Genomic DNA, 25,484 nt, shown 5'->3' on the forward strand with positions numbered 1-25,484 from the left:
CTCCTAAAAAATTATAAAAAATGAGTACAGAAAACATAAAAAAAACGATTCTTAGAGGAGGACAATTCCTTGTTAAAGAAACCAATTGCGATGATGTATTTACTCCAGAAGATTTTTCTGAAGAGCAAAGAATGATGCGTGATAGTGCCAAAGAATTTGTAGATCGTGAACTATGGGCACATTGGGAAAGATTTGAAAATAAAGATTACGCATTTACCGAAGAATGTATGCGCAAAGCAGGGGAACTAGGCTTATTAGGAGTTGCTGTACCCGAAGCATACGGAGGTTTAGGAATGGGATTTGTTTCTACCATGTTGGTATGTGATTATATTTCTGGAGCAACTGGGTCTTTCAGTACAGCTTTTGGAGCTCATACTGGTATTGGTACTATGCCAATTACCCTTTACGGAAATGAAGAACAAAAAAACAAATGTGTGCCAAAACTTGCTTCAGGAGAGTGGTTTGGTGCGTATTGCTTAACAGAACCAGGAGCTGGATCAGACGCCAATTCAGGAAAAACAAAAGCAGTACTCTCTGAAGATGGAAAGCACTACTCTATTTCAGGACAAAAAATGTGGATCTCTAATGCAGGGTTCTGTAATCTATTTATTGTTTTTGCTCGTATAGAAGATGATAAAAATATTACAGGGTTTATTGTAGAAAATGATCCTTCCAACGGAATTTCTCTAGGAGACGAAGAAAAGAAACTGGGGATTCACTCCTCCTCTACTCGTCAGGTATTTTTTAGTGATACCAAAGTACCTGTAGAGAATATGTTATCAGAAAGAGGTAATGGATTCAAAATAGCAATGAACGCATTGAATGTAGGTCGTATTAAACTAGCCGCAGCATGTCTTGATGCACAACGCCGAGTAATTGGGGAAGCTACCAAATATGCCAACGAACGTATTCAGTTTAAAACTCCAATTATGAATTTTGGAGCTATCAAAGCTAAAGTTGCAGAAATGGCAACCAATACATATGCTGATGAATCTGCTAGTTATAGAGCTGCAAAAAATATAGAAGATAGAATTGCGATCAGACAAGAAGAAGGAAATTCTCACCAAGAAGCCGAACTTAAAGGAGTTGAAGAATATGCTATTGAGTGTTCTATTCTTAAAGTTGCCGTTTCTGAGGATGTGCAAAACTGTACAGACGAAGGGGTACAAATCTTTGGAGGTATGGGATTCTCTGCTGATACCCCAATGGAATCAGCGTGGAGAGATGCTCGTATTTCTCGTATCTATGAAGGTACAAACGAGATTAATCGTATGCTTGCCGTAGGAATGCTTATAAAAAAGGCGATGAAAGGACATCTAGATCTTTTAGGGCCAGCGATGAAGGTTGCAGATGAACTTACTGGCATCCCTTCTTTTGACACACCAGATTACTCTGTATTGTTTTCTGAAGAAAAAGAAATAATAGCAAAGCTAAAAAAGGTTTTCTTAATGGTAGCAGGTGCTGCAATTCAAAAATATGGCCCTCAGATAGAAGAACATCAACAATTATTAATGGCCGCTTCTGATATTCTTATAGAAATATACATGGCTGAATCTACTATTCTTAGAACTGAGAAAAATGCCAAACGTTTTGGCGAAGAGGCTCAAGAAACTCAGATTGCAATGTCTCAATTATACTTATATAATGCTGTAGATATCGTAATTAGAAAAGGAAAAGAAGGAATAGTTTCTTTTGCCGAAGGTGATGAGCAACGTATGATGCTTATGGGACTTAAACGTTTTACAAAATATGCTAATCAACCTAATGTGGTTGCTTTAAGAACTAAAATCGCTGATAAAATTGCTCAAGAAAACGGTTATTTTATTGGGTAAACAATGTCATATAGAATAGCATAGATATATTATTTCTATGCTATATGCAAAAGCCTTTTCTCCTAGGCTTAAAATTGGAGGGTTGTTTAATTTTGATATGAAAAAACCGCCTTTTTATTATATAAAAGGCGGTTTTTATATTTCTAGATGTAAAGATTGCCCAAAACTTATTACTCCATTTCTCTTCTTAGTTTTTTTATATAATTATTTTATAATTCATTCTTAGCTCCTTTTAAGCATATCTTAATTAGAATCTAAAAATCAAAACACAATCAGAACTTTCAACAGAGTTTTGAATAATTCTTTTTTCATTGGTTAGTATCTGATAAATACTAAAAAACACCTACAATATTTTTTTTGACAAAAATCGATAAGAAAATTGCTTTTCAGAAGTAAATTATGATGTTTTTTACGAAAAATAAGTCTGTAAAAATGGTTCCACACATATCCGTAACAGACTAGCAACAAACACAATAATCCACATACTCATGATCTCACCAAAGTTGTAAATGGATTATTTAAAAAAATCAACGTAAAAGTGTTGAAATCAAGGTAACATTTTTTGCCGCTACGACATATATATTAAACCGTATAAACATGAGTCATTATACCAACAATCACACATTTTTTCCTTACACTAAAACTTTAAACATGAAAAAAACCTATCTTTTAGTAACGTTGTTACTACTAACCATTCCGATTTTTTCTCAAACGGTAACTATACCTGATACAAAATTTAAGAAAGCGCTTATTGATAATATAAGAATAAACACTAACGGAGATACTGAAATACAAACACAAGAAGCTATCGCATTTGCTGGAAATTTAAATTTGTATAGCAAAGGAATTTATGATTTAACAGGTATTGAAGCGTTTGTTAATATTACTGGAATAAATGCTTCTTCAAACAATATTTCAAAAATCGATATTTCTGCAAATACTGCATTGATTGATTTAGCATTAAATCAAAACAATCTCTCTCTAATTAATGTTAGTAATAATACAAAATTAAGTTCACTACATATAAGTGGCAATACCATTACAAACATTGATCTTTCAAAAAACACCTCACTAAAAGTTTTCTCTTGTAATAATAATGATATACAAGCTTTAGACCTATCTAATAATAATGCTTTAGAGTATGTATATGCAAATCAAAATAAAATAAGCAACATAGAAATTAGCACCCTAACTTACTTAAAAAGTTTAGTAATCTCTTATAATCTGATAACAAATTTAAATGTTTCAAATAATCTTAATTTAACATATTTGTTATGTAATAACAATCTAATCAAAAATTTAAATGTTTCAAAAAATGCGAAGTTAGAAACCTTGGGTTCTGAATATAACAATATATCCTCATTAATACTACCAACAACTTCTAGCAACCTAGGAAAATTAAGTTGTAATAATAATAATTTATCATCTATTGATCTTAGTGCTCTTACAAATCTAAAAGTGCTAACCTGCTCTTCTAATAAACTTACCAATTTAGACATCTCTAAAAACATCAACCTAACTTCTTTGACTTGCGGATTTAACTCTCTTACAGAATTAGACGTCTCTAAGCAGAGTAAATTGACATATATATATGGTGATAACAATAAAAATCTGGAATTTGTAAATTGTAAAAACACTAACAATATAGGGATTAGTGGATTTTACTTAAGAAATATAAGTGCTAATGCTAAGATATGTGTAGATGATATAGCATATGCTAATCAAAATTTTACAAACATTGATGCTACAACAACTTTTGTTGATCAATGTATTATAGAAGAGATCGTAAATATCCCTGATGTAAAGTTTAAGAAAACATTATTAAATCATAATCCTCCAATTGATTTAAATCAGGATAGTGAAATTCAATACTCTGAAGCAGAAAAATTTTTAGGAACAATAGACGTAAGTAACTATAATTATGATTATAATCATATATATGACATAACAGGAATAGAAGCTTTTGTCAACATAACTTCTTTTAAATGTTCTGATCATTCCATCAATACAGATTTAGATTTTTCTAAAAATATAGCTTTAAAGGAGTTAGATATTTCAGGCAATCAGGTTCCTAGTATAAAATTGATTAATACGATACATTTGGTAAAACTAAATATTGGGGCTAACCAAATCAACAACTTAAATCTTAATGCTAATGTGAACTTAGAAGAATTAGACATCAATCATAATAACCTAGTCAGCATAGATTTATCCAAAAACATAGCACTTAGAAGATTAAATGCATTTTCTAGCAATTTATCAACCCTTGATATTACTAATAATAAAGAATTGATAGATTTATCGATTGGAGGAACAAATTTGACCAAAGTAAATTTACAATACAATGTTAAATTAGAGAATTTAGAATGGCAATCAAAAAACTATACTACAATTGATCTATCTAATAATGTAAAATTGAAATCTTTTTCAGGATACGGGACAAACTTTTCTAATATTGATTTACAATTTAATACAGAATTAGAATATCTAAGTTTAGATAATAATAAAAACCTGCTAGCTTTAAATATAGAAAACAACAAGAAGCTTAAAAATTTGAATATAGCAAACACGAATATTAACGAACTAGATACTGAGTATAATATTAATTTAGAGAACTTAAATGTTAATAATTGTCAGTTAAAGGATTTACAATTATTAAACAACAAGAAATTGAAATATTTATATATTCAAAACAACAAATTAATTGAATTGGATTTATCTCAAACTCCACTATTAAAAGGTATAGATTTTAGCAAGAATAAGAATCTAAACTTTGTGAATCTCAAAAACGGAAGCAATAAAAACATATTCTATTTTGTAGCTACGAATAATCCTGCGTTAAATCATATATGTGTTGATGATATCAACTATGCTTACCAAAAATTCACTAGAAAAGATATACATACTAATTTCACGAATTCTTGTAATTCTAACCCTAATAATAATTTTACTACTTCTAATTTAGAAGGAAATATTAAAATACATCCTGTTCCTTTTATTAATGAACTTACTATAAAAGGAATTGATACTAAAAATGATTTTGAACTATATTTTTATTCAGCAAACGGAAAACAATTCTCAGTTAATAAAATAATAACTGATGACTCTAAATTAAGTATTGAAACAAATGAAATTCCTAAAGGAGTTTATTTTATCAAAATTATCACATCTAGAGAAACTATAATTAAAAAAATAATAAAACAATAACCTAGTTTTAATTACACACTTAATGAAATAGTGTCTAGTAAACCGCCTTTTTATTATACAAAAGGCGGTTTTTACATTTCTAGATGTAATCTTTTTTTTAATTCTACTTTTCCAATAGAGGTTACAACTACTTCTCGCGAATCTTTCATTTTTTAATATAAATTTATGTTAATGGATATATACTATTTTTTAATTGTAAAGGTTTTGATTATCACATATGTCATCGATTATATTTACCATCTACAAATACCGCTCGTTCTTGTTTATTTTTATAAAATACTATAATCGAGTATTTCTTCTTTTTTATGTCTATACTTTGCACTTTAATATTTATAGTCCACAAAAGTAAATCTCATTATTTTTTTTATTTCATTACAGAATGAAGTATGGAATTTCTTTATAAAAGTATGTTCACTTTTTTTAAGGTTAGTACAATTTGAGGCCTCTTAAACTATTTACATCCTTTTAATAATTATATATTTGAAAAGTAAATGACTGTTACTTATTCATATACTACATTCTATTTTTAATTTTTGTTCCTTACTTTTACCTCGACTATTTGATCAAATTATATTTATGAAAAGATTAATTTTATTATGCTTTTTATTAGTTATAAGCAGTTGTAAAAAAGACATAACTAATTACTCAGGAAATAGATTAGCTATACTCAATCAACGAAGTATACAGCTTGACAACACTAAAATTGATCATCAAATCAGAGAAGTCAAAAAAGCTATTATTGTTCCCAAATTAGATGGAGACATGAACGACCCTATCTGGAAAGAAACATTATGGTATGGCTTTGATCAGAGATGGTTAGGTCCTGCCTACAATTTTACTGATTTTTTTGGTAGGTATAAGATGGCATGGACACATGAGGCTCTATACATCCTTGTAGAAATAAAAGATGATATTTTGATTGATCAAAATAAAAACCCATTAGATTCCTGGAGAAATGATGATAATATAGAAATTTTTATTGACGCAGATAATTCTGGAGGAGAGCATCAATATTCTAATAATGCATTTGCATACTCTATTTCATTAGATGGTAACGTAATTGATATTGATGAAGAAAAAAACCCTATATTACTTACAAATCATGTACATTCAAAACGAGTAACCAATGGTGATGTATCTGTATGGGAATTTGAAGTTACCATTTATGATGACACTTATAAAGAAGGCAAAGTAAATGATCCTGTGATCTTGAATAAAGATCAAAAGCTAGGGTTTGCTATCGCTTATAATGATAATGATAATAGCAAAGAGCGAGAAAATTGTATTGGCTCGGTTTTTGTTCCTGGAAAAGAAAAAGATCTGGGACGAATTAATGCTGATATTTTCGGCACAATTATTCTAGAAGAATAAATATATTGAAGCCAAAATTCTACATACTCCCTGTGATTATTATTTCACAGTTTTTTTGCACATCATTATGGTTTGCAGGTAATGCTATTGTCGATACTCTCGTCACTCAATTTGATGTTGATTTTAATCTATTAGGATACCTTATATCATTCGTACAATTTGGCTTTATCATAGGTACACTTATATTTGCACTACTCACCCTTGCTGATAGGTTTTCCCCTTCGCGCATTTTTATAATTTGCGCTTTTCTAGGAGGAGTTTGTAATTTATTCCTTTTAGTTCCTGAGATTACAATATTTAACTTGCTTACTGCACGCTTTGCCACAGGATTCTTTCTAGCAGGGATCTATCCAATAGGAATGAAAATAGCCTCTGACTATTATAAGGATGGTTTAGGAAAAGCATTAGGATACCTTGTAGGTGCTTTAGTTTTGGGCACGGCATTACCTCATTTGATTAATGAGTATTCATGGAGTAATGATTATAAAACGGTTATCATCAGCACCTCATTATTAGCTTTTATTGGTGGACTTGCAATGTGGCTTACAGTACCTGATGGTCCTTATAGAAAACTTGTATCAAAGCTACAACTAGGGATTGTCATTCAGTTATTTAGTATCCAAAGTTTTAGAAAAGCATCTTTTGGCTATTTTGGTCATATGTGGGAATTATATGCTTTTTGGGCATTTGTACCTATTATACTTAAAACCTATGCGCAAACACAACATATTGACATTCAAGTATCTTTTTGGTCGTTTATCATTATAGGAGTTGGCGCTATTTCCTGTATTCTAGGAGGCCTACTATCGTTGAGTAGTGGTAGTAAAAAAGTAGCGTATCATTCACTATTAACCTCAGGAATATTTTGCCTTGCCTCTCCCTTACTTTTTCAATTACCATTTGAATTATTTCTGATTGCAATGCATATTTGGGGAATGTTAGTTATCTCTGATTCTCCTCAATTCTCAACTATGGTTGCTACTTCAGTTCCTTCAGAACTTAAAGGTACAGCATTAACTATTGTAAATTGTATTGGTTTTGCTATCACTATTATCAGCATTCAGTTATTATCATTCTTGGCAAATAAAATAGACCCTACTTTACTCTACTTATTTTTGGGTATCGGTCCTATCTTTGGGATTTACATGCTAAGAAAATAGTTTATTATAAAGTAAAGAACATCTAATCTTTGGATTCTAACGATTTTTTTATCCTTGTCATCGCCTTATACATTTGAGCTTCTACTGTTTTTATAGAAACGTTTAACTGCTCTGCTACTTCTTTATATTTAAATCCTTGTAACTTATTTAACACAAAGACTTCTTTACATTTTGGTGGAAGTTTCTCTATTTCTTCTCTAACCTTAATTATTCTGTTTTTCACAAAATCATTATCCTCTTCTACAAAAAGTTCTAAAGCATCCTTTTTTATCTGCTCTATATAATTAAGTTCTTTTTTATTTCTTTTGTAGCTATCAAGTAATTCATAGTAACAAGATTTATATAAATAGCTTTTGATAGAAGTAGTAATTCTTAAACTTTTTCTATTTTTCCAGATTTTAAGCATTACATTCTGAACAATATCTTCTGCCTGTTGTTTATCTCTCGATAAATTATAGATATAGGCACACAATTCGTTATAGTGCATTTCATACAAACGCCTATAAACGAATTCATTCCCTCGCCTAAGTTCTTCTATTTGGGTGTCGTTTTTTATAGCAACCTTTTTAAACTCATTTATACCCCTATCACAAAACAATTAACAAAAACTTTACATAAATAATAAAAAAAATAGTTTCAAGCGTAAGGGTTTTTTATTTTTTTCCAGTCTTACTTATAAATAAGCCAATAATTCGCATGAAAAAAACCAATAATTTGGATACAAATCAAATAATAAAATATGTCAATAATGAGATGTCTGAAGAGGAACGCATCGCTTTTGAAATTTTATTAAAAGATGAAGATAATCTAAATGAGTTAAAGGAATATATTCTCACAGATCATTACATCCAATTAAGTAAAAATGATTTTGATAATCAACAAGCATCTTCATTATTTGAAACACAAATACAAAATACAAAATCTCATACTAAAACTCGTAAAAATAAAACCAATAATTATTTAAAATACGCTGCCGTTTTTATTGGTCTTATAATTTCCTCTGCTTTATACTACAATAAAGATATATTCAGTAATGACCAACCAACAAATGATGTAACATTACAAGTTGATAATGGTGATTTTGAAGCAATCAAAGAGAATGATTTATTTAAAGAGATCAAGAATGGTGATGGTGTTCTACTAGGAGTACAGGAAAAAAGCAAAATTGTTTACACAAACAAGAGTAAAGGTACAGCAAGTACAAAACCAAGTATCAATACTCTTAAAGTTCCTTATGGTAAGAAATTTCAAATTGTACTCTCTGATGGTACAACCGTTCATGTAAATGCTGGCTCTACTTTAAAATTCCCTGCTCAATTTGTTGCAGGGCAAATTAGAGAAGTAGAATTATCAGGAGAAGCCTATTTTGAAGTAGCTAGAAATGAAAAAGATCCTTTTATCGTGTCTACAAATGGTATTAGAACTGAAGTATTAGGTACAAAATTCAACGTTTCATCCTATACTGATGATTCTTTTTCTGAAGTTGTCTTAGTAGAAGGAAGTGTTGGTGTATCTATGGGCAACAAGCGATTTGATAAAAATACAGATCAAATTCTGAAACCTAATCAAAAAGCTAGTCTTACAAAATTAACTCAGAATTTGGATATATCTACAGTAAAAACAGAAAATTATGTCGCTTGGATCGATGGCGTTTTATTATTCAAAAACGAGAGTTTTGAGAATATTGTTAAAAAACTAGAACGTTCTTACGATAAGAAAATCACAATCAATTATCAAAAACTGAAAAAAGAGAAATTCACTGGTAGATTTGATATAGAAAACTTAGAAGATGTGCTTAAAACCTTCAGTAGCAACACATCTTTCAATTTCACCATCAAAGAAAGTGAAGTAATTATTAATCCCTAAAAACAAAAAATGAGTAAGAAATAGGAAGCTATAAAACAAAGAAAATCGAGAAATGCTGCAACATTTCCCGATTTAGAGTAAGCTTAATTTAACAATGGTTCAATCATTAAATCATATTAAAAGTATGAAAATAATTATACAAAACCACAGTAATGGTGTGGCAAAATTAATATTTAATTTAAAAATGAGGCTAACAATACTACTTATTATATTGTCTCTATTTAGAATAAACGCAAGTACATACTCGCAAAACACTAAGATTTCCTTAGATGTTCAGAATTTTACAATCGAGAAAGTATTTGATCTAATACAGCAAAAAACAGAATTCAAAGTATTCTTCAAAGCTTCTGAAGTTAATACCAATAGAAGAGTATCTCTAAAAGTATCTAACAGAAGAGTTGAGTATATTTTGAATAGAATATTTAAAAACACTACTACTTCATACAAAATAGTGGACAAGCAAATTGTACTGGTAAAAAAACCAGTAAGCTCAAATGCTTCTCCTATAAAAAATCCACAAACTGCACTTTCTAAACCTCAAAAAGGTTTTGAAATCAAAGGACAAATTGTGGATAAAAATGGGCTTCCTGTTCCTGGTGCTACTGTATCAATCCAAGGAACAACACAAGGAGTTGTTACTGATTTTGATGGTAATTTCACAATGCGAGTTTCTGTTCCAGATGTACTATTGGTAGAAAGCCTTGGTTTTGAAAACCAAACTATTGCAATTACTAATAAGACAAAAACAGTTTTCAATATTGTATTAATAGAATCTGTAGAATCATTGGGAGAAGTTGTTATTACCGATGGTTATAAAAAAGTAGATCGTCGCCTTTTTGCGGGGGTTGCTACAAAACTTGATCTTGAGGACATCAAAATTGAAGGGGTAACTGATGCTTCAAGACTTCTAGAAGGTAGAGATGCTGGTGTGGTTGTTGATAATGTTTCAGGAACTTTTGGTGCTTCACCAAGAATTAGAATTAGAGGAAATACTTCTCTTAATGGAAACAACAACCCTATTTGGGTAGTTGACGGAGTTATCCTAGAAGATAATGTAGAATTAGCTCAAGAAGACTTAGCTTCTGGAGATATAAATTCATTAATAGGGTCTTCTGTTGCAGGATTAAACCCTGATGATATTGATAGCTTTTCTATCCTAAAAGATGCTTCTGCTACTGCATTATACGGTGCACGTGCTAAGAATGGTGTTATTGTAATTACTACCAAAAAGGGTAAAAAAGGAGGATTAAGTGTAAAGTATAATAATAACTTTGCTTACCGTTTAAGACCTCGTTATACAAATTTCAATGTCCTTAATTCTCAACAAGAATTATCTGTATATGCAGAATTAGTAGAAAAAGGATTAATTGATTTAACTACTGCGCAACGTGCTGAATCTTATGGGGTATTAGGACAATACTATAACCTTAGAAGACCTAACAATGTACAAATAGGACCTAACGGACAAATATCAGATGAATTTTTCAACCGTTATCAAACTGCAAATACAGATTGGTTTAAAACACTTTTTACAGATTTCTCATTACAGCAAACACACTCTCTAAATGTATCTGGAGGTAGTGATGATGCCGTTTATTATTTCTCATTGAGTTATCTTGATGATGCTGGTCAAACTATAGGAGACGAAGCGCAACGATATACAACTAAACTAAGTACCAAGTTTAACCTTTCAGATAATTTCTCATTAGCTACTTCATTGACTGGTAGTTTTAGAAATCAAAGAACTCCAGGAACAAATGACAGAAGTTTGGACCCTATTACAGGTGAATTTCAACGTGAATTTGAGATCAATCCTTACAGTTTTTCTTTGACAAACAGTAGAAGTGTTACACCATATGATGAAAATGGAAACTTAGAATTTTTCAGAAAAAACTATGCTCCTTTTAATATCATTCATGAATTAAGAAATAACTATATAGATATTGATGTAACAGATATTGCATTTCAAACCGATCTTAATTATAAAATCACAAATAATTTAACCGCTACTTCTACTTTTAATTACCGTAAAGCAATTACGCAAAGAGAGCATATTATTACAGGAATATCAAATCAAGCAGAAGCTTTTAGAGCTGGAGCTGGTGATAATATTATTGGCCCTATTAATCCTTTCTTATATCAGGATAGAGATAACCCTAACAGGCCTCCATACTCTATTCTTCCAGAAGGTGGTCTTAATGTATATAATGAAAATGTACTAGATTATGTATACTGGAGAAATTCTATTGCTTGGAATTCTACCTATAAAGATATCCATCAATTTACTGCTCTTTTAGGACAAGAAATAAAATCTACTACAAGACAAAGCAGAGAATATACTGGTATTGGAATTTCTTATGAAAATGGGTATCTAGTAAATACAAATCCAGATGCTATCGATCAATTGATAGATAATAATGATCAATACTTTAATATTAGTAATTTTAGAGATCGTTTTACAGGGTTTTTCTTTAATGGTGGATATACCTATGATAACCGATATACTATTAATGGTACATTGAGATATGATGGATCAAACCTACAAGGATCAAGTCCTAAAGCAAGATACCTTACCAACTATAACATTAGCGGTGCTTGGAATATTGATAATGAAGATTTCTTTAATGTAGAATGGGTAAACTTTTTAAAATTAAAAGCTACTTACGGTTTATCAGGAGGAAGAGGTCCTCTTACCAGTGCATCTCTTGATTTACGTGGTGGGATACCTTTACGTCCTCAAGATGCTGAAACTATTATACAAATTAACTCATTAGAAAATTCTGATTTAACTTTTGAGAAACTAAAAGAGTTTAGTACAGGATTAGAATTCTCTCTTTTCAATAGTCGTATTGCAGGAGAAATAGGATATTATAAACGTAATTCTTTTGACCTTATTGGTACTGTAAGAACTAGTGGTGTTGGTGGAGAAGCATTTAAAACAGGAAATTTTGCTGATCTAGACGTAGAAGGATATGAATTTGGATTATCTACAGTAAATATAAAGACCAAAAATTTCAAATGGAGTTCTAACCTTAATGTAGGGTATAACACAGAAGAAGTAAAGAATTTAAAATTTAACCCTCGTTTGGTTGATTTAATTTCACCTTCTGGATCTCCTATAAATGGTCGTGAAATCTCTGCATTGTATTCAACACGTTTTGCAGGTCTTAATGAATTTGGTATCCCTACATTCTTTGATGCTGATAATAATAGAGTAACCAATATCGACCTACAAAACAGAAATGATATTGAAAAAATATTGAAGTATGAAGGACCAACACAACCAAGAGGAGCTGGTGGTTTTAGTAATACTGTTGAGTATGCAGGCTTTTCTTTATCAGCCAATATTTCTTTCAAATTTGATTACAAAATACGTTTGAATAGTAATTTCGAAGCAGCATATACTGACTTCAATTCTTTACCAGGAGAATTAATTAACAGATGGGCTGTTCCAGGAGATGAAAATGTAACCAATATTCCAGCCATTTTAGATAATCGTATTATAATCAGTCAACTTAATGGTAGGGTAAACAATGGACTTGTATCTGCTCGTGATAATGCATATCAACTATACAACAGTAGTGATCTAAGAGTTGTAGATGGTAGTTACGCACGTATGCGATCTATAGCACTAGGATATACCGTTCCATCCTCTTATGCTGAGAGATTAGGACTTTCTTCTGCAAGAATTCGTCTACAGGGAGAGAACTTATTCTTACTGTATTCTGACAAAGCATTGAATGGTCAAGACCCTGAATTTTTTAACTCAGGAGGTGCTGCATTACCAGTACCTAAAACAGTATCTCTTTCACTTAATGTTGGATTTTAAAAAAAAGACTAATTATGAAGAATAATAAATTAAAATCATATATACTATTATTTATCCTTGCTATTGTAAGTGCTAGTTGCGAACAATATTTGGAAGAATCTCCTGATGACAGACTAGTACTAGATTCTGTTGATAAAGCGGCAAAACTAGTTGCAAATTCTTATTCTCAAGGAGGGTATGCATTTACTGATATGTACACCGATTTAGCAGGACCATTAGGAGTTCCTAATGCAGATGGAGTTGTACTTGATGCTGGAGGAAACACTATCCGCTTACAAGATCTACAAACCTATACTTGGGATAATGTAACTGCAATTTTTCAGGATACTCCTACTTTTTTTTGGAATCAAACGTATGAGGCAATTGCACATACCAATGAGGTTCTTGCTGTAATTGATAATCTAGAAGGAGATCCAGAAAAAAGAAATGCAATAAAAGGAGAAGCACTTATTTCTAGAGCATACAATTACTTTATGTTAGTAAACATGTTTGGTATGCATTATGATAATAATGCTTCTACGAACCTAGGAGTACCCTATATCACAGAGCCTGAGACAGAATTTTTACCAACTTACACCCGTAATACGGTAGCAGAAGTTTATGATTTTGTTGAAAAAGATTTACTTGATGGATTAGCCCTAATAAGTGATAAATTTTTCTCGGGAACAAAAAAGTATCATTTTACAAAAAAAGCTGCTCAGGCTTTTGCTTCTAGATTTTATTTATGGAAAAGAGATTATGAAAACTGTATTAAGTATAGTAACCTCTTTATTGATGGTAATCCTGATATTTATGTAAAAAATGGAGAAGATTTTGTAATCTCAGGATCTAATGCAATTGCGATACAATACGCAAACCCAGAAGAACTAAGTAATGCTCTAGTTATTCAAAAAACAAGTAATTACCAAAACTATAGTTTAGGTTTTAGGTTAAATTCAAATGACGTTACAGCACTTTTTACAAATCCATTATCAATAGGAGACATCAGAAATAACCCTTTTAATTTCACCGCTTTAGAAGTAAACTTTTTCCCTAAACTTTTTGAATATTTTTTCAGAGAAAATTTATCCTCAACTTCAGGATTACCTTATCATATTAGTGTAGAATTTAAAGGAGAAGAAGTTTTATTAAACAGAGCAGAAGCATATGTATTAAGTGGTAATCAAAGCGCAGCTCTTGCAGATATCAACCAATTAGCTGTAAAAAGATATAACGGAACAGAATATACAGATATTGCTGCTATTCAGTCTTTTTATAATGCTAGTACTCCTGCAGATGGTATTCTAGAATTGATCTTACACGAGCGTAAGAAAGAATTTTGGGACCATGGATTACGTTGGTTTGATATCAAACGTCATAACCGTTCAGTAACACACGTACTTCCTGTAAGTGAAGGTGGACAAACACTTACTCTTACCGAGAATGACTTAAGAAAAGCAGTACAAATCCCTGAAGATGCAATTGCATTAGGACTAACTCCAAACCCTAGATAAAATATTGATTATGAAGACAAAAATAAATATAACTCAAAAACTGTTGTTTATCGTATTTTCTATCCTAATCATTCTAGCTTGTGATAGAGAAGAAACATTACAACCTACCGCTATTTTTGAAAATGGAGAACCAGAATCAACAACAGAAATTGATCAATTCTTAAAAAAGGAATTCAGAGACCCTTATGGATCTGTTATTCATTATAAATTTGTAGATAAATTTATCGATCCTACAAAATCTGCTACACCACCACGTATAGATGTAGTACAACCAATAGCGGAACTTATCAAACAAGCCTGGATAGAGCCTTATAATAAGGCTTCAAACCAAGGAGGTGAATTTTTAGGAACATATTTCCCAGCAGAAATTGTAATCTTAGGTTCTCCTTTGTTTAATAGTAATGGGACTATAACACTCGGGGTAGCTGATTCTGGAGTAAGAGTAACACTTACTCAAGCTAATGAGTATACACCTGATAATACAGCTTGGATTGTACAAACATTCAGAACCTTACATCATGAATTTGCACATATTATTGATCAGAATTTTAAATTTGACATAGAGTCTTTCTTTAGAATTTCTGAAGATAATTATACTTCTTCTGGTACTTGGTTTACTCTAAGTCAAAACCAAGCAATAGAAAGAGGTATGGTTACCCCTTATGCGACTTCATCTCCTGCAGAAGATTTTGCAGAAACTATGGCTTTTATCATTACAACAGATCCAGATGTATTCGAAGCTACTTATATTACTCCAGAAACATGTGATGGAAATCCTGCTTGTATTGCCAGAAACGAAGGGAGAGCTCGCATCAAAGAAAAATACGATGTTATCATCAAGTATATGAAAGAAGATGTAGGAATAGATATGAATATTCTCAGAGATGAATTTTTAAATAGTATTAATTAAACCTTGAATAACATGTTAAAAAATATAAAAATATATACATTATTTATCCTTACTCTTGGTTTTATGGCTTGTAGCACTGATAATGATGTAGAGCCATTATTTGACCAAGATATTGATAGTCGTGTTGATGCACTTTTATTAAATTATAAAAAAATTCTAACTACTCCCGAATTTGGTTGGAAAGCGGATTATATCCCAGAAGAAGGAGAACCTTTATTTAGAATTCATTTGAATTTTAATGATGATAATACAGTTGAATCAACTTCTGATTATAAAAATGGAGAAAACGATTTACCTTCTACGTATCGTGTAGGTAAAAGTCAATTTCCAGAATTAATTTTAGAAAACTATTCTACATTACATAGCCTATTTGAAGTTCAGCAATTCGCTCTTGGAGCGGAATTCGAATTTATATTTGATGAAGTTTCTAGTGATAAAATTGTACTTAGAAGTAAAACTGATAAAGATCAAAAATCAATAATTACATTAACTCCTGCTACAGCTACAGACAAGAACAACATTATAGCTTCTAGAGAATTTGAAACTCGTTTGAAAGATAGGCATCTTACTAGTAATTTTTTCAGATCTTTAATCGTTACGAATGCTTCATCTGAACAAGTATTTTCTTCTAACTTTTCTTTTGATATCGATAGAAGAAGAGGTGTTTTTACAGGAGAAGATACTAATAATGTTGTATCGTCTTATGACTTACCATTAAATACGACTGAAACAGGTTTTGATTTTGAAATTCCTTTTTCATTTAACGGTATAGATTTTAAATCTTTTATTTATGATGAAGGTACTAACACATTTATATCTACTGTAGGTGATTTAACCACCACAATTCTTGCTTCGATTGAACCAGGATATATTAGTAATGATATTTTTTCTATCGGTCAAAGCTCTTCTGGTCCAAGATTCTTATATCGTAGATCATTTGATAGTCCGTTTGTTTCTTCTGGATTTGAAGCTATAATTGACCAACTCAATGCTGATGCTTCTTCTACTTTTGGATTTAGTTTTAACCAATTCTTTTTTGAAACTAATCCAGAAATAAGTGGTAACAACACAACACTTTCGATCGTATTGAATGAAATTGCTGACCCTACTAACTCAATAACTTTCTACTATGAATATGAGGCTACTATAGTAGATAAAAAGTTAATTTTAACATACATAGGCCCAAGTACTACCCAAGGAAATCCTAGTTTTAACGGACTTCTTGAAGCCAATGCTTTGCCTTTAATCAATTTTTACGGAAATCCTCTTGGTCTTATTTATACTGATAGAGGCAATTTTTTAAATTTCATAAACCTAGGTTCAAGTTTTTCTAGTATTCAAGATCCTTCACTAAGTGTTTATGGACCTTGGGTTAATTTCTAAGACAGATAAAAATATTTACAAATGACTATTGTTCCCTCAATAGCCTAATTAACTCAACTTGCGAAAGCCCGAAGTTTTTACTTCGGGTTTTCTTATTTAATATAAAAGCTTACACATTTTTTTGAAAAAAAATATCAATATGTTTTAACTATTCCTTGTTATCCCCCTATGGTTTATTGACTTATCCTCTTATAAATATGTTAAGAAATCTGTATTACTTATCTCTTTTATTTAAATTAGGCGATCAAATTAACACAAATGAAAACATTTATCACTGCCACCCTACTATTCATGTCTACTATTTTAGTTTCACAAACTGATCAACGCATTTATGATATTATCAATACTATTTCTACTGATAGAATTGAAACTGATATTAAAAAATTAGCAGCATTTGGTACTCGAAATACTTTCAGTGATACCATTTCTGATACAAGAGGAATTGGAGCTGCAAGAAGGTGGATAAAACAAGAATTTGAAAACGTTTCAAAACAATGCTCTAGCTGTCTTTCTGTATTTTATCAAAAAGATTTTGTTACCAAAGACATGGGAACTAGAGTTCCGCATGATGCGTGGGTTGTAAATGTAGTTGCAATACAAAAAGGTACCAAATACCCCAATCGCTATATTATCATGAGTGGTGATATAGATTCTAGAGCTAGTGATACTATGGATTTTACTACTGATGCTCCTGGAGCTAATGATAATGCAAGCGGAATGGCGGGTACAATCGAAGCTGCCCGAGTATTATCTAAATACTCTTTTGAGAATAGTATCATCTATGTTGGATTATCAGGAGAGGAACAAGGGCTCTTTGGAGGGGGTGGTCTTGCCAAATATGCAAAAAATAAAGGATGGGATATTATAGGCATTCTCAACAATGATATGATTGGCAATATCAAAGGAGTTGATGGGGTAATTGACAATAGGTCATTCAGAATATTTTCTGAACCTACCAATCCTACCGATACTGAAAAAACGATAAAACGAAGACGTTTTTATGGAGGTGAAGTTGATGGAGTTTCTAGGCAACTAGCAAGGTATGTACATAAAAATGTAAAAACATATATGCCAGAAATGAACCCCATGATGATCTACAGACTAGATCGTTTTGGCAGAGGTGGCCACCATAGACCATTTAACGATTTGGGGTATGCTGGAATCAGAATTATGGAAGCTCATGAAAACTATACACAACAACATCAAAATATAAGAGAAGAAAACGGAATTAACTATGGTGATGTCGTGGAACACGTAAATTTTGAATATGCAGCAAAGTTAACTGCTGTAAACGCTATAAATTTAGCTAGCATTGCTTGGGCTCCTCCTGCTCCTTCAGAAGTAAAAATAGGGGGTATTGTAAAACCCGCAGCAAAATTTAAATGGAAAAAAGTTAATGACCCTAATGTAGTAGGATATAAAATATATTGGCGAGACACGACTTCTCCTACCTGGGATCATAGTAGATTTGTTGGTGATATAGACAATTTTGTATTAGATGGTATTGTTATTGATAATTTCTTTTTTGGGATTGCAACAGTAGGCAAAAATGGTTTTGAGAGCCCTGTAGTATTTCCTTCAGAAGTATTTTGAATCTAATAACAGTATTATAAAACTTTAACTAAGTTTACCGTAGAAGAGAAAATAGTCTTTACCACACTATTTAACTCATACATGACATAATTATATAATAAACAATGCATAAATTTTCACTTTTCGTTTTACTTACTATTCAGATACAGTTATTATCTGCTCAAGAATCAAATTTTACTAGACAAGATTCATTACGTGGTACAATAACTCCAGAAAGAGCATGGTGGGATCTTACTTATTACCACCTCGATATTGCAGTAAACCCAGATAAAAAAACTATTTCAGGAAAAAACACCATCTATTATAAGGTACTCAAAGAGCATACTGTCATGCAGATTGATTTGCAACCTCCATTAAAAATTGAGAAAGTAGTACAAAACAATACTCCGCTACAAGTAAAATCAGAGGGGAATGCACATTTTATTACACTCTCTTCTACTCAAAAAGAAAATAGTATCCAAGCCATAGAAGTATACTACAGTGGTACACCTCGTGAAGCAGTTCGTGCTCCTTGGGATGGGGGAATCTCTTGGAAAAAAGACCAAAATGGGAATCATTTTGTTGCCTCTTCCTGCCAAGGATTAGGAGCTAGTGTATGGTGGCCAAACAAAGACCATATGTATGATGAAGTAGATAGTTTACTTATAAGTGTAAATGTTCCTAAAGATCTTATGAATATTTCTAATGGGCGATTGCGAAAAGTAGAAAATCATGCCAATAAAACTAAAACCTACCATTGGTTTGTAAACAACCCTATTAATAACTACGGAGTAAATATTAATATTGGTGATTATGTACATTTTGGAGAGCAATATCAAGGAGAAAAAGGAACTCTAGATATGAACTATTATGTACTCAGAGATAACCTAGAAAAAGCTAAGAAGCAGTTTAAAGACGCTCCAAAAACAATGAAAGCCTTTGAACATTGGTTTGGTCCCTACCCTTTTTATGAAGATAGTTATAAACTTGTAGAAGTACCTTATCTTGGAATGGAACACCAAAGCTCTGTAACCTATGGAAATAAATATGCAAATGGATATTTAGGCAATGACCTTTCTGGTTCTGGATGGGGGTTAAAATTTGATTTTATCATTGTTCATGAATCAGGACATGAATGGTTTGCCAATAATATAACCAATAGAGATATTGCCGATATGTGGATTCATGAAAGCTTTACTGCATATTCTGAAAGCTTATTTGTGGATTATTATTATGGAAAAAAAGCAGCTTCTGAATATGTTATAGGTACTAGAAAAATTATCCTAAACGACAAACCTATAATTGGAGCTTATAATGTGAATGATGAAGGGTCGGGAGATATGTATTACAAAGGAGCAAATATGTTACATACCTTACGGCAACTTGTAGAAGATGATACAAAGTGGCGATCTATCCTAAGAGGTCTTAATACCAAATTTTATCATCAAACCGTTACCACAAAACAAATAGAAGATTATCTAAGTACCATAACAGGCATTGATTTAAAACAGTTTTTTGATCAATACCTTAGAGACACAAGAATACCTATTCTAGAGTATACTTTTGAAAAAGACACCTTAAAATTTAGATACACCAATATTGTTGAAAAATTTGATATGCCTATTCGTATTTTTGTTGATGGAACACCTTTATGGATTCGCCCTAATGCGTCATGGCAAAGAAAAGAATTGAAAGGAAATAAGATTACTATTGACCCTAATTTCTATATAGATAGTACTGTATTGCAATGATTTTACCTAGTAAGCTGTAATGACCAAAAATCAGATAATGAAATTCTCCCCCTTCCCTATTTTACAAACCAATAGATTACAATTAAGACAATTAGAAAAAAATGACAGTGCGGAAGTAAAATTCTTACGATCAGATGAACTAGTTAATACTTATGTAAAAAGGCCAAAAACTAATACCATAGAAGAAGCTATTCATTTTATCAATAAAATTAATACAGGAATTGAACAAGGTGACTGGGTATTCTGGGGGATTACCATAAAAGGAAACCCAAAACTTATAGGTACAATCTGTTTATGGAATTTCTCTGAGGATAAAAAAAATGCAGAAATTGGTTACGACTTACACACCTCCTTTCATAAAAAAGGTATTATGAATGAAGCTCTAACCTGTATACTTGATTACGGGTTTACAACTCTTCAGTTACATACTATAGAAGCATACACACATCAAAATAATGAAGCCTCAAAAAACTTACTAATTAGAAATAATTTTAAGCTCTTGCTCAACAAGACCGACCCAGATAACGTAGATAATATTATTTTTTCTTTACATAAACTATCTTAGGATAAGTCTTCAAAGTATTTGCTTGAAACCGATCTTTAATTTCGAGACAGGCTTCAAAGCATTAAAACCTCACTTAGTAAGTAAAACCCTTCTATACAAACACTTTATTAATTATTTTCTATAAACCTCTACCTTAGTTCTCAAGTGGCTGTGTATATTTTACTATATCTATTCCGATACCATTAGGATCTTGTATAGCAAAATGTCTTTCTCCCCAAGGTTCATCTCTAATATCAACTTTTATTTCTACTTTCTTTTGCGTTACCTCTTCATACATCTTATCTACATCATCTACTTCTATCGTTAAATACATCCCTTCCCCTCTAAAAGGTTTATGAAAAAAAGGTTGTTGCGTAGGGTGATTAGGTAATAAAAAACTGATCGTGTCTTTCTCATTAGGTGTTTTTAACAGAAGATAAAATTCATTCTCAAATTTTATCCCAAAGTTTAAATTATCTACATAAAAAGACTTTGTTTCTTTTAGGTTTTTGGTTAAAACTCCTGCGTTTAATCTCATAATGTTATTGTTTTAAAATTACATAATTAATAGTAAAAAAAACTATTTTTTCTTATTCATAATATCAATGTCATTATATATCAACCACGATTTTATTAGACCAACATAGTACTTTAAATAATTATTAGTCAAAAAAATATTAGACCAAGTATTAAATCGCCTTGACTGAACTCCTAAATAAAATATCCAAACAGCAAGAGCTGCTACAGGTATTATTTTTTTTTCATCTTCGGATATCAAAGAATATTGTTTATAGCCTTTATAGAAGCTATGTAAATTTACTTCAAATTTATCTTTATCAGGTTCTGTATTGAACAGTTGCACACTAAAATATGCTACATCTAGAAATAACCATCCATTTCCGCAAAAATCAAAATCAAAAATTGTAATTGCCGAATCATCTTCTATATTCATATTGTCATACCACATATCAAGATGTACTATCCCTGATCGTACATTCTCTGAATCAACAGTACCAAACTCTAAAGAAATATAATCCCTTGCTTTTTTCACAAACTTCATTTCATCCATAGATTCAAGAAAATGCTCTTTTGCATATTGATATGGTAATTTTGTAAGCATCTCTATATCATAACTATTTCTTTTTATACTCCTCTTATTCAATACCTCATGCATCTTACCCATCAATTCACCTATTTTCACACAATTCTTTTCTGTTAGGTTTCTAATTTTGGTTCCTTTAGCATATGAAAACAAAACACCATACCGTTCTCCTTCTGGTGCTTCTATCATTTGAATAAATTTTCCTGAAGTATCTATCAATGGATAGGATACAGATATATTATTTTCTTTTAGCAAATTAAGGAGTTGTAACTCTTCTTTAATCTCTTTTTTAGACCGCCAATTATAACTATAAACTCTAAATACATATTTATTCTTACCACACTCAACTAGATATGTATGATTAACTCCTATTTTTAAAATTTTACAAACGACATTTTCTGCCAAGTCATATTTTTCTTTTATAAAAAAAGCTACATATTTAGGGCAAAGAGTTGAATTGATAACTGGAAAAATTGACATTTTCTAAAAACTAATTTTATTGTGAATTAAGAACAAAAGAAAGCTTATAAAGCTTTAAAATAATCAAATATAAAACTGTAATCAATAATCTTAAATAAAAACGCAGTATATCTCAACTATTCTAGCCTCCATTTACGGTTTTTACTTGTATAAACAAGCTTTTTCCCTTAACATCACTTTAAGAGATTTAAAAAGATAAATCAGTACTTTGGTCCTTTCATAATTACATGTTTATGTGAATTCTTAGAGCACATTTTGTCTTTCTTTTTACCAAAGAATATTGATTGATAAAAAACACTCTAATCTATTATATAGTACCAATGAAATATATATTCTGCACCCTACTCATTTTTCCTTTTTGGCTTCAAACAACAGCTCAACAAATTGAAATCCCTATAGATACTACTATTGTAACAAACCATAGTACTGTAATAAAAGGGCAACAGATTACCTATAAAGCAACAGTAGGCTTTCAACCAGTTTGGGATCAATCAGGAGCTCCTATAGCATCGTTATCATATACTTATTACAAGAGATCTGATCTTAAAAAAGATGAAAATCGTCCGTTATTAATATCATTCAATGGAGGTCCAGGGTCTGCGTCGGTATGGATGCATATTGCATATACAGGACCGAGAATTCTTAAAATCGATGACGAAGGATTTCCTATACAACCATATGGTATCAAGGCAAATCCAAATTCTATTCTTGATGTAGCTGATATTGTTTATATAAACCCTGTAAATACAGGCTATTCTAGAATGATCAAAGATCAAGAAGGAAAAATGTCTGAGAAGAAGCTATTTTTTGGAGTACAGGCTGATATAACTTATTTAGCTGATTGGATCAATACATTCGTGACTCGCAACAATAGATGGAGATCTCCTAAATATTTGATTGGAGAAAGTTATGGTACTACTAGAGTTTCTGGACTTGCATTAGAACTCCAGAATCGTCAATGGATGTATTTAAATGGTGTTATATTAGTTTCTCCCACAGAAATAGGATTTAAGTTTGATGGACCAGTAGAAATTGCTAATCGTTTACCTTATTTTACTGCAGCAGCATGGTATCATAAAATGTTGCCTCCTGAACTTCAAAACAAAGACTTACTACAAATATTGCCAGAAGTAGAGGAATATGCTATTAATGAATTGCTTCCTGCAATTGCAAAAGGAGGATATTTAGATAATGTTTTAAAAGAAAAAGCTATCAATAAAATGGCCTATTACTCTGGGCTTTCACAAAAGGTAATACGTCAACATAATTTAGAAGTTCCTATGCCATTTTTCTGGAAAAGCCTTTTGAGAGACAAAGAAGGATATACCATAGGAAGATTAGACTCTCGTTATAAAGGAATGGATATCAAAGAAGCTGGAAATACTCCTGATTATAATAGTGAATTGACCTCCTGGCTTCATGCATTCACTCCTGCTATTAATTATTATTATAGTGAAGAATTAAAATTTAAAACTGATCTCAAATATAATATGTTTGGTCCTGTACACCCATGGAATCGTACCGAAGGGAATAATACTGGAGAAAACCTAAGACGCGCCATGGCAATGAATGCCAATCTACATACAATGATACAATCTGGATATTATGATGGAGCAACTACCTATTTTAATGCTAAATATGTAATGTGGCAACTTAATATAAATGGTAAACTTACAGATCGCCTTAGTTTTAAAGGATATCGTAGTGGCCATATGATGTACTTACGTAATGAAGATCTTATTCAAGCCAATGATGATATTAGAACTTTTATTACTAGATCATCTGCTACCATTCATAAAGCCTCAAAATATTAAATTATGACTACAACAATACTCAAAATAAAACCTTTAGGTTTCCCTTGGGAGACCAGTGATCCCTTTTTGTTCTGTGCATATCACGAAGATCACTATCCAAAAGGAAATGGAAAACTAGGCCCTGATAAATCATTAGAAGGCCGTAATATAGGTCAAGATTTTACTCTCAAAGACGGATGGAGAATGTACCATGGTAGTACTATCCCTGGGTTTCCTGCTCATCCGCACCGAGGATTCGAAACTGTTACTATCGTACAAAAAGGATTAGTGGATCACTCTGATTCATTAGGTGCTGCAGGTCGTTTTGGTAATGGAGACGTACAATGGATGACCGCAGGCAAAGGAGTACAGCATTCTGAAATGTTCCCATTGCTCAATACAGAAAAAGATAACCCTTTTTTATTATTCCAGATATGGCTTAATCTTCCCAGAGATAAAAAAATGACAGCTCCGCATTTTAAAATGCTTTGGAGCGAAAATGTTCCTACAGTAACACACTTGGACGCCATTAAAAACAGTACCGAGGTAACATTGATAGCAGGAGATTTATTTGATAAAAAAGCGCCTCTACCTGCGCCAGATTCATGGGCTGCCGATCCACAAAATGAAGTAGCAATATGGACTGTAAAAATGGATCCTGAAGCAACTTTTACATTTCCTCCTGCTTCAAAGGGAATAAATAGATCTGTCTATTTTTGTAAAGGAAATGAAATTTTTAGTGAAGGATATACAATACCTGTAGATCATGAAATTATTGTAAACGCCGATCAAGAATTGACCTTAAAAAATGGTGACACAGAAGCTCATTTGTTAGTGCTACAAGGAAAACCTATAAACGAACCTGTTGTAAAACATGGGCCATTTGTAATGAATAGCCAAATAGAAATAAGAGAAGCTATCCAAGAATACCAACAAACCGAATTTGGGGGTTGGCCTTGGCCATCATATGATCATGTACATCATTCATCTAAAGGAAGATTTGCTTTGTATCCTGATGGTACCGAAATAAAAAAGTAAGCTATATAACCATAAGAGTGGGTAAATAATCCTTATCTTTAGTCTTAGTTACTTTTGATAAAGCAAATTATTAACCACATAATTACCAACAACTTATACTACACTATCTTTAGATTCCTAAATTTTATTTCATAGGTAGCATAAGAATATATT

17 protein-coding genes are annotated in these 25,484 nt (G+C 31.5%); 14 read left to right on the forward strand and 3 right to left on the reverse strand.

Features of this window, described 5'->3' with window-relative positions:
• The first annotated feature begins 20 nt into the window (after nt 1-20).
• The 4 genes from DG508_RS19620 to DG508_RS19640 all read left to right on the forward strand — a co-directional run bounded on the left by DG508_RS19620 (nt 21) and on the right by DG508_RS19640 (nt 7,570).
• Entirely contained in the window at nt 21-1,832 is a 1,812-nt protein-coding gene (locus DG508_RS19620; protein ID WP_108869901.1) for an acyl-CoA dehydrogenase family protein, read from the forward strand.
• 651 nt (nt 1,833-2,483) lie between these two features.
• Nucleotides 2,484-5,039, forward strand: coding sequence for a T9SS type A sorting domain-containing protein (locus DG508_RS19630; protein ID WP_159090939.1), 2,556 nt, complete (start codon nt 2,484-2,486; stop codon nt 5,037-5,039).
• Between the two features lie 576 nt (nt 5,040-5,615).
• Nucleotides 5,616-6,410: a sugar-binding protein gene (locus DG508_RS19635; protein ID WP_108869907.1), complete on the forward strand. Its 795-nt coding sequence runs from the start codon at nt 5,616-5,618 to the stop codon at nt 6,408-6,410.
• A 32-nt stretch (nt 6,411-6,442) separates the two neighbouring features.
• Nucleotides 6,443-7,570 (forward strand): MFS transporter, encoded by a 1,128-nt coding sequence (locus tag DG508_RS19640; protein WP_234418266.1) that lies wholly within the window; start codon nt 6,443-6,445, stop codon nt 7,568-7,570.
• Between the two features lie 22 nt (nt 7,571-7,592).
• Here DG508_RS19640 and DG508_RS19645 read toward each other — a convergent pair whose 3' ends face one another.
• Nucleotides 7,593-8,168, reverse strand: a complete 576-nt coding sequence (locus DG508_RS19645) for an RNA polymerase sigma factor (RefSeq protein WP_108869911.1) — start codon at nt 8,166-8,168, stop codon at nt 7,593-7,595.
• 98 nt (nt 8,169-8,266) lie between these two features.
• On the opposite strand from DG508_RS19645, the gene DG508_RS19650 reads away from it, so the two are divergent.
• The 8 genes from DG508_RS19650 to DG508_RS19685 all read left to right on the forward strand — a co-directional run bounded on the left by DG508_RS19650 (nt 8,267) and on the right by DG508_RS19685 (nt 20,939).
• Nucleotides 8,267-9,436 carry a FecR family protein gene (locus tag DG508_RS19650; protein ID WP_108869914.1) on the forward strand — a complete coding sequence of 390 codons (1,170 nt, stop codon included), beginning with the start codon at nt 8,267-8,269 and terminating at the stop codon, nt 9,434-9,436.
• A 124-nt stretch (nt 9,437-9,560) separates the two neighbouring features.
• Nucleotides 9,561-13,265 (forward strand): SusC/RagA family TonB-linked outer membrane protein, encoded by a 3,705-nt coding sequence (locus DG508_RS19655; RefSeq protein WP_159090940.1) that lies wholly within the window; start codon nt 9,561-9,563, stop codon nt 13,263-13,265.
• Nucleotides 13,266-13,279: 14 nt separating this feature from the next.
• Nucleotides 13,280-14,758: a RagB/SusD family nutrient uptake outer membrane protein gene (locus DG508_RS19660; protein ID WP_108869918.1), complete on the forward strand. Its 1,479-nt coding sequence runs from the start codon at nt 13,280-13,282 to the stop codon at nt 14,756-14,758.
• A 10-nt stretch (nt 14,759-14,768) separates the two neighbouring features.
• Nucleotides 14,769-15,668, forward strand: a complete 900-nt coding sequence (locus tag DG508_RS19665; protein WP_108869919.1) for a substrate import-associated zinc metallohydrolase lipoprotein — start codon at nt 14,769-14,771, stop codon at nt 15,666-15,668.
• A 12-nt stretch (nt 15,669-15,680) separates the two neighbouring features.
• Nucleotides 15,681-17,051: a DUF4302 domain-containing protein gene (locus DG508_RS19670; protein ID WP_108869921.1), complete on the forward strand. Its 1,371-nt coding sequence runs from the start codon at nt 15,681-15,683 to the stop codon at nt 17,049-17,051.
• A 258-nt stretch (nt 17,052-17,309) separates the two neighbouring features.
• Entirely contained in the window at nt 17,310-18,644 is a 1,335-nt protein-coding gene (locus DG508_RS19675; protein ID WP_108869923.1) for a M28 family peptidase, read from the forward strand.
• A gap of 104 nt (nt 18,645-18,748) precedes the next feature.
• The gene (locus tag DG508_RS19680; protein WP_108869925.1) at nt 18,749-20,374 is read left to right on the forward strand and encodes a M1 family metallopeptidase; all 1,626 of its coding nucleotides are present in this window, start codon (nt 18,749-18,751) and stop codon (nt 20,372-20,374) included.
• A gap of 37 nt (nt 20,375-20,411) precedes the next feature.
• On the forward strand, nt 20,412-20,939 hold the full coding sequence (locus tag DG508_RS19685; RefSeq protein ID WP_108869993.1) for a GNAT family N-acetyltransferase: 528 nt from the start codon (nt 20,412-20,414) through the stop codon (nt 20,937-20,939).
• A 133-nt stretch (nt 20,940-21,072) separates the two neighbouring features.
• On the opposite strand, the gene DG508_RS19690 is transcribed toward DG508_RS19685, so the two are convergent.
• A complete protein-coding gene (locus DG508_RS19690) occupies nt 21,073-21,456 on the reverse strand; it encodes a VOC family protein (protein ID WP_108869927.1) in 384 nt (127 codons plus the stop codon).
• A gap of 42 nt (nt 21,457-21,498) precedes the next feature.
• Nucleotides 21,499-22,500 (reverse strand): phosphotransferase, encoded by a 1,002-nt coding sequence (locus DG508_RS19695; protein WP_108869929.1) that lies wholly within the window; start codon nt 22,498-22,500, stop codon nt 21,499-21,501.
• A gap of 320 nt (nt 22,501-22,820) precedes the next feature.
• On the opposite strand from DG508_RS19695, the gene DG508_RS19700 reads away from it, so the two are divergent.
• Both DG508_RS19700 and DG508_RS19705 read left to right on the forward strand, forming a co-directional pair.
• The gene (locus DG508_RS19700; RefSeq protein WP_108869995.1) at nt 22,821-24,314 is read left to right on the forward strand and encodes a S10 family peptidase; all 1,494 of its coding nucleotides are present in this window, start codon (nt 22,821-22,823) and stop codon (nt 24,312-24,314) included.
• A 3-nt stretch (nt 24,315-24,317) separates the two neighbouring features.
• A complete protein-coding gene (locus DG508_RS19705; protein ID WP_108869931.1) occupies nt 24,318-25,331 on the forward strand; it encodes a pirin family protein in 1,014 nt (337 codons plus the stop codon).
• Nucleotides 25,332-25,484 lie beyond the last annotated feature (153 nt).

The sequence above is a fragment of the Aquimarina aquimarini genome, from assembly GCF_900299535.1.
In the GTDB taxonomy this organism is placed as follows: Bacteria; Bacteroidota; Bacteroidia; order Flavobacteriales; family Flavobacteriaceae; genus Aquimarina; species Aquimarina aquimarini.

Coding starts and splice junctions, on each gene's coding strand:
- DG508_RS19680 (WP_108869925.1), top strand. CDS start 18,749: ATGCATAAATTTTCACTTTTCGTTTTACTTACTATTCAGATACAGTTA.
- DG508_RS19700 (WP_108869995.1), top strand. CDS start 22,821: ATGAAATATATATTCTGCACCCTACTCATTTTTCCTTTTTGGCTTCAA.
- DG508_RS19695 (WP_108869929.1), bottom strand. CDS start 22,500: ATGTCAATTTTTCCAGTTATCAATTCAACTCTTTGCCCTAAATATGTA.
- DG508_RS19690 (WP_108869927.1), bottom strand. CDS start 21,456: ATGAGATTAAACGCAGGAGTTTTAACCAAAAACCTAAAAGAAACAAAG.
- DG508_RS19665 (WP_108869919.1), top strand. CDS start 14,769: ATGAAGACAAAAATAAATATAACTCAAAAACTGTTGTTTATCGTATTT.
- DG508_RS19655 (WP_159090940.1), top strand. CDS start 9,561: ATGAAAATAATTATACAAAACCACAGTAATGGTGTGGCAAAATTAATA.
- DG508_RS19650 (WP_108869914.1), top strand. CDS start 8,267: ATGAAAAAAACCAATAATTTGGATACAAATCAAATAATAAAATATGTC.
- DG508_RS19620 (WP_108869901.1), top strand. CDS start 21: ATGAGTACAGAAAACATAAAAAAAACGATTCTTAGAGGAGGACAATTC.
- DG508_RS19675 (WP_108869923.1), top strand. CDS start 17,310: ATGAAAACATTTATCACTGCCACCCTACTATTCATGTCTACTATTTTA.
- DG508_RS19660 (WP_108869918.1), top strand. CDS start 13,280: ATGAAGAATAATAAATTAAAATCATATATACTATTATTTATCCTTGCT.
- DG508_RS19685 (WP_108869993.1), top strand. CDS start 20,412: ATGAAATTCTCCCCCTTCCCTATTTTACAAACCAATAGATTACAATTA.
- DG508_RS19670 (WP_108869921.1), top strand. CDS start 15,681: ATGTTAAAAAATATAAAAATATATACATTATTTATCCTTACTCTTGGT.
- DG508_RS19630 (WP_159090939.1), top strand. CDS start 2,484: ATGAAAAAAACCTATCTTTTAGTAACGTTGTTACTACTAACCATTCCG.
- DG508_RS19635 (WP_108869907.1), top strand. CDS start 5,616: ATGAAAAGATTAATTTTATTATGCTTTTTATTAGTTATAAGCAGTTGT.
- DG508_RS19705 (WP_108869931.1), top strand. CDS start 24,318: ATGACTACAACAATACTCAAAATAAAACCTTTAGGTTTCCCTTGGGAG.